This window comes from Actinomadura sp. GC306 (assembly GCF_004348665.1).
Classification (GTDB): Bacteria; Actinomycetota; Actinomycetes; order Streptosporangiales; family Streptosporangiaceae; genus Spirillospora.
In genome coordinates, this window is record NZ_SMKM01000366.1 from 1 (window position 1) to 5,572 (window position 5,572).

At 73.1% G+C, this 5,572-nt stretch carries 6 protein-coding genes and 1 pseudogene; 2 read left to right on the forward strand and 5 right to left on the reverse strand.

The window, feature by feature from the left end:
- Positions 1–331: 331 nt before the first annotated feature.
- Positions 332–1,045, forward strand: a complete 714-nt coding sequence (locus tag E1200_RS30770) for an FHA domain-containing protein (protein ID WP_243708974.1) — start codon at positions 332–334, stop codon at positions 1,043–1,045.
- A gap of 166 nt (positions 1,046–1,211) precedes the next feature.
- Here E1200_RS30770 and E1200_RS30775 read toward each other — a convergent pair whose 3' ends face one another.
- The 4 genes from E1200_RS30775 to purN all read right to left on the reverse strand — a co-directional run bounded on the left by E1200_RS30775 (position 1,212) and on the right by purN (position 4,735).
- Positions 1,212–2,057, reverse strand: a complete 846-nt coding sequence (locus E1200_RS30775; protein WP_131955736.1) for a bifunctional methylenetetrahydrofolate dehydrogenase/methenyltetrahydrofolate cyclohydrolase — start codon at positions 2,055–2,057, stop codon at positions 1,212–1,214.
- Between the two features lie 146 nt (positions 2,058–2,203).
- Entirely contained in the window at positions 2,204–2,380 is a 177-nt protein-coding gene (locus E1200_RS34150; RefSeq protein ID WP_165950533.1) for a hypothetical protein, read from the reverse strand.
- Between the two features lie 146 nt (positions 2,381–2,526).
- A complete protein-coding gene (gene purH, locus E1200_RS30780; RefSeq protein WP_131955738.1) occupies positions 2,527–4,089 on the reverse strand; it encodes a bifunctional phosphoribosylaminoimidazolecarboxamide formyltransferase/IMP cyclohydrolase in 1,563 nt (520 codons plus the stop codon).
- Entirely contained in the window at positions 4,070–4,735 is a 666-nt protein-coding gene (gene purN, locus E1200_RS30785) for a phosphoribosylglycinamide formyltransferase (protein WP_131955740.1), read from the reverse strand. The genes purH and purN overlap by 20 nt, the downstream gene beginning before the upstream one ends.
- Positions 4,736–4,860: 125 nt before the next feature.
- On the opposite strand from purN, the gene E1200_RS30790 reads away from it, so the two are divergent.
- The gene (locus tag E1200_RS30790) at positions 4,861–5,331 is read left to right on the forward strand and encodes a hypothetical protein (RefSeq protein ID WP_131955742.1); all 471 of its coding nucleotides are present in this window, start codon (positions 4,861–4,863) and stop codon (positions 5,329–5,331) included.
- A gap of 24 nt (positions 5,332–5,355) precedes the next feature.
- Here the strand turns inward: E1200_RS30790 and E1200_RS34155 are convergent.
- Positions 5,356–5,572: pseudogene (locus E1200_RS34155) on the reverse strand (hypothetical protein); the annotation flags it as partial.

Genomic DNA, 5,572 nt, shown 5'->3' on the forward strand with positions numbered 1-5,572 from the left:
CCTCCAGCCCCCGCCCGCCGCCACTTAATGGACGAGCTCCGCACGGTGCGATCCACGTTATAGGGATTCGGTTCTCGGTACGACTCGGTCCCGGAAGGCTCCGGTCGGCGCGTGCCGCGCGGCGATCTTCCGCCGGTCCGGTCGCCCGGCTTGTGGCGCGGAGCGGAAAACGTGGTGGGACGGGTGGTGCGGAAGCGGTCTTAGAGGGCACCGGATCCCCTGCCCCCACGGGGCTACTCGCCAGTAGGAGGGTGTGACGGTGACGCGCCCGGGTAACCCGGCAGACAGGGGTCGCTAACTAGCTGGGAGGACTGCCGTGGAGGGGCCGTTCATGCGGATCGAGGACAGCGGGCTGGTGGTGCCGCTGCGCCCCGACGTTACGACGGTCGGGAGAGGGAGAGGAGTCGACGTACGCCTCGACGACCCGAGTGTGTCCCGTTTGCACGCAGAAATCGTCCGACGCGGTCCGTACGTCTACGTGGTGGACATGGGCCTGTCCCGCAACGGGACCCGAGTCAACGGCAGGCCGATCGCCCGCCGAGTCCTGGAGGACGGCGACGTCGTGAGCTTCGGCACGGCGCGCTGCCGGATGGGGGGCATCCCCCGTGAGGAGGTCGACCCGGACGTCGAACTTCGGCGTGCCGTCGCACCCGAGCTCACCCGCCGCGAGGTCGACGTGCTGACCTCGCTCTGCCGTCCCGCACTGTCCGACGAGGCGTTCGTGGCCCCGGCCACGGCGCGCGACATCGCCGGGGAGCTGGTGGTGACGGAGGCGGCCGTCAAGCAGCACCTGCTGCGCCTCTACCAGAAGTTCCGGATCCCCGAGGGCGCCAACCGGCGCACGCGGCTCGCCAACGAGGTCATCGCCATGGGCCTCGTCCGGCCGCTGCCGCCGGTGCACGTCCCGCAGGGCCGCCCGCCGATGGACGGGCGGGTCCCCGGGGTCCGCGGCACGACCGAGACCCGCAGGACCGGCACGGGACACGGGCACGCCAACGGTCCGGGCCGCCCGGCGCCGAGCGCGGCGGGACGGAGGGCCAGCTGAGGTGAGCCTGCGGTCGCCCTCCCGGCAGCGCGCAACGAGGGCGACCGCTTGAACCGGCCCGTGCGGGGCCGCGCGTGTGACGGCGCGGTCCCGTACCGGCGAGAAGTAGCGCAGGCCGTCACCGGGGTGCTGGTGGCGGCCTTCGCGCGTACTGGGCGGGGTGCGGTCAGCGGCGTTCGGCGGCTTCGACCACGTTCGCCAAGAGCATCGCGCGGGTCATCGGGCCTACGCCGCCCGGGTTCGGGGCGACCCAGCCGGCGACGTCGCGGACGTCGGCGGCGACGTCCCCGGCGAGCTTGCCGTCCACCCGGGACACGCCGACGTCGAGGACGGCGGCGCCCGGCTTGACCATGTCGGCGGTGATGAGGCCGGGGACTCCCGCGGCTGCCACGACGATGTCGGCGGCGCGGGTGTGCGCGGCGAGGTCGCGGGTCGCGGTGTGGCAGAGGGTGACGGTCGCGTTCTCGGAACGGCGGGTCAGCAGCAGGCCGAGGGAGCGGCCGACGGTGATGCCGCGGCCGACGACGGTGACCTCCGCGCCCTTGAGCGGGACGTCGAACCGGCGCAGCAGCTCCACGATGCCCTTCGGCGTGCAGGGCAGCGGGCCGGGCTGCATGAGGACGAGCCGCCCGAGGTTCGCGGGGTGCAGGCCGTCGGCGTCCTTGGCCGGGTCGATGCGCTCCAGCACGCGCTGCTCGTCCAGGCCCTTCGGCAGCGGGAGCTGCACGATGTAGCCGGTGCAGGCGGGGTCGGCGTTCAGCTCGGCGACGGCGCGTTCGACGTCGTCCTGGGTGGCGGTGGCGGGCAGGTCGCGGCGGATGCTCTCGATCCCGACCTCGGCGCAGTCCCGGTGCTTCATGTTGACGTAGGAGTGGCTGCCGGGGTCGTCGCCCACCAGCACCGTGCCGAGGCCGACGTGCACGCCGCGCTCGCGGAGCGCCTCGACGCGCCGCTTGAGGTCGGAGCGGATCTCCGCGGCCGTGGCCTTGCCGTCCAGAATCTGTGCCGTCATGCGTTCCTCCGCGGTGTGGCCGGAGGCCCGTCCACCCAGGCGCGCGGTGTCCGGACCGTCGTTCGCTCCCCGGTGGTGATCCACCTTGACCGCGCCAGTCGCGTGAAGGCCATGGTAGTCGGCGGGGCGACGGCCCCCGGGACGGTCTAGTCCTCGGAGCGGCTGCGCCGGGCGATGACCCGGTCGGTGCCGTGCCAGCCGACGTGCGCGGCCAGGACCGCGACGAGGAAGGCGGCGAGGAGGCCGATCATCTGCCGGGACTCCATCAGCAGCGTGGCCGCCTGGTAGACCGACGCCATCATGAGCGACAACACCACGTCCATGCACGCCTCCAGCAATGCGAAAGTCGCGCCGGGGTCAACGGAGGGTCATGGACGCGACGAGCCCGAGGCTACCCGCAGAAAAGACGGGTCTGAACAGCCAAACCCGGTGCGACGGTGTTCTCCGTCACACCGGGCATGGTCGTCGATCAGTGGAAGAAGTGCCGGACACCCGTGAAGTACAGGCTGATCCCGGCCTTCTCGGCGGCGGCGATGACCTTGTCGTCGTTGACCGATCCGCCGGGCTGGACGATCGCCCGGACGCCCGCGCCGGTCAGCACCTCCAGGCCGTCCGGGAACGGGAAGAACGCGTCGGACGCGCCCACCGCGGCGGCGGCGCGCTCGGCCCCGGCCCGCTCGACGGCGAGCTTCGCGGAGTCGACCCGGTTGACCTGGCCCATGCCGACGCCGACGGTTGCGCCGTCCGCGGCGAGGAGGATCGCGTTGGACTTCACCGAGCGCACGGCGCGCCACGCGAACGCGAGGTCGGCGAGCGTGGCCGCGTCTGCGGCGCTCCCGGCCTTGAGCTCCCAGGTGGCGGGGTCGTCGCCGGAGGCGTCCACGCGGTCGACGCTCTGCAGCAGGACGCCGCCGTCGATCCGCCGGTACTCGGACGCGTTCGCGGGCCCCTCCGGGCAGCGCAGCAGCCGGATGTTCTTCTTGCGGGTGAGGATCTCCAGGGCGTCGTCCTCGAAGCCGGGCGCGACCAGGACCTCGGTGAAGACCTCCGCGACCTGCTCGGCCATCGCGGCGGTCACCGGGCGGTTCACCGCGATGACGCCGCCGAACGCCGACAGCGGGTCGCAGGCGTGCGCCCTGCGGTGCGCCTCGGCGGCGTCCGCGCCGATCGCGATGCCGCACGGGTTGGCGTGCTTGATGATCGCGACGGCGGGCTCGGGGAAGTCGTAGGCGGCGCGGCGGGCGGCGTCCGCGTCCACGTAGTTGTTGTAGGACATCTCCTTGCCGTGGAGCTGCTCCGCCCCGGCCAGGCCGCCGCCCCGGGCCTCGGTGTAGAGCGCGGCGCGCTGGTGGGGGTTCTCGCCGTAGCGCAGGACGTTCGCGCGCTCCCACGTCACGCCGAGGAAGTCGGGCCACTGCGCCTCGGCGGCCGTCTCGTCCGGCGCGTAGGTGCTCGCGAACCAGGACGCCACGGCCACGTCGTAGGACGCGGTGTGCGCGAACGCACGCGCGGCCATGCGGCGCCGCTCCGCGAGTGTGAACCCGCCGGCCTTCACGGCGTCCAGGACCGCCCCGTAGGCGGACGGGTCGACCACGACGGACACGCTCGCGTGGTTCTTCGCCGCCGCCCGGACCATCGTGGGCCCGCCGATGTCGATCTGCTCGACGCACTCGTCCGGCTTCGCGCCCGAGTCGACGGTGTCGGCGAACGGGTACAGGTTCGCCACGACCAGGTCGAACGGCTCGACGGCCAGGTCGTCGAGCTGCTGGAGGTGCTCCTCCTTGCGGCGGTCGGCGAGCAGGCCCGCGTGCACCTTCGGATGGAGGGTCTTGACCCGGCCGTCCAGGCACTCGGGGAACCCGGTGAGCTTCTCGACCTTCATGACCGGCACCCCGGCGGCGGAGATCCGCCCCGCGGTGGACCCGGTGGAGACGATCTCCACGCCGGCCTCGTGCAGGCCCCGGGCGAGCTCTTCCAGCCCGGTCTTGTCGTACACGCTGATCAGCGCGCGCTTAATCGCCACCCGACTCACCGGCCGAGCTCCCCTCTTGATCGGACGAACAGGTCCTGCACTTCATGGAGACCCGCCTGCCGTGCGCGGTCCAGCCGTCGCGGGCCAGCCGTCCGACGACGTCGACCAGGAGCCGGCGCTCCACCCGCTTGATGCGCTCGTGCAGGGAGTCCTCGTCGTCATGCCAGCCCACCGGGACGGTCTCCTGGGCGATGACGGGTCCGGTGTCCACGCCTTCGTCGACGAAGTGAACCGTACAGCCCGTCACCTTGACCCCGTAGGCCAGGGCGTCCCGGACGGCATGCGCGCCGGGGAACGCCGGCAGCAGCGCCGGGTGGGTGTTGACGGTGCGGCCGCCGAACCGCGCGAGGAAGCGCGGGCCCAAAATCTTCATGAACCCGGCGGACACCACGAGGTCGGGCTCGTGCGCGGCGACCGCCTCGGTGAGCGCGGCGTCCCAGTCGGCGCGGGACGGGAAGTCCGGGATCCGGACGGTGAACGTGGGCAGCCCGGAGCGTTCGGCGCGGGCGGTTCCGCCGATATCGTGGCGGTCCGCCCCCACGGCCACCACTTTCGCCCCGTAGGCTGGATCCGCGCAGGCGTCGAGCAGCGCTTGTAGGTTGGTCCCCGCGCCGGAGACGAGGACGACGAGCCGGGCGGACACCATGACTCCCTGGTGGACGGTCGGGCGGGGGTTCGGCCAGGACGAAGCCTATCGGCCGGTCCGGCGCACTTCGCAGGCAGACCGCGCGGGCCGCATCCGGTTCCGCACCATTGCAGGAGGAATGAGACGTGAGCGAGCAGCCGGACCGTCCGGCCCAGCCCGAAGACCGCCCCGACGGGCGGCCGGCGGGTCAGCCGCCCGCGGGGCCGCGCCAGCCGCAGCGCAGCGGATGGCGGGCGCTGTGGCTCGGCGGCATCGCGCTGCTGACGTCGTTCTTCTTCTATCCGCTCGGCCTGGTGCTGGGCATCGCGGCGCTGGTGGTGGGCGTCCGCGCCCGCCGGGCCGCGCGCGCCTCCGCCGGGTCCGCGCCGGGCGCCGTGCCCGGCATCGTGCTCGGCTCGGTGGGCCTGGCGTTCTCGGTGCTGTCGGTGTCGCTGACGGTGTTCCTGTGGTCGGAGCTGAGCGGCTACCAGAACTGCCTCGGCACCGCGAACACCGCGACCGACGAGCAGACGTGCCAGGACGAGTACTACCCGAAGATCGAGGACAAGCTCGGCCTGCCCGCCGGGAGCATGGAGGAGTACGGCGACCTGCTCTGACCGGCCCGCCGCTGCCGAAGGCCCCTACTCGAGCCGGTCGTCGTGTCCGCCGGGCGGCGGGTCCTCGCGCAGGACGTAGATCGCGCCGCCGCGGTTCTCGGTGCGCCCGGGGTCTTCGCGCGGCGGCGGGACGGGACGCTCCGCCGCCGCGGGTTCGTCGGGCGGGTCGTCCACCAGGTGGCCTTCGACCACGACCGTCCCGTCGCTCGGCGCCGGGGGCGGGTCCTTCGCGGGGCGCCTC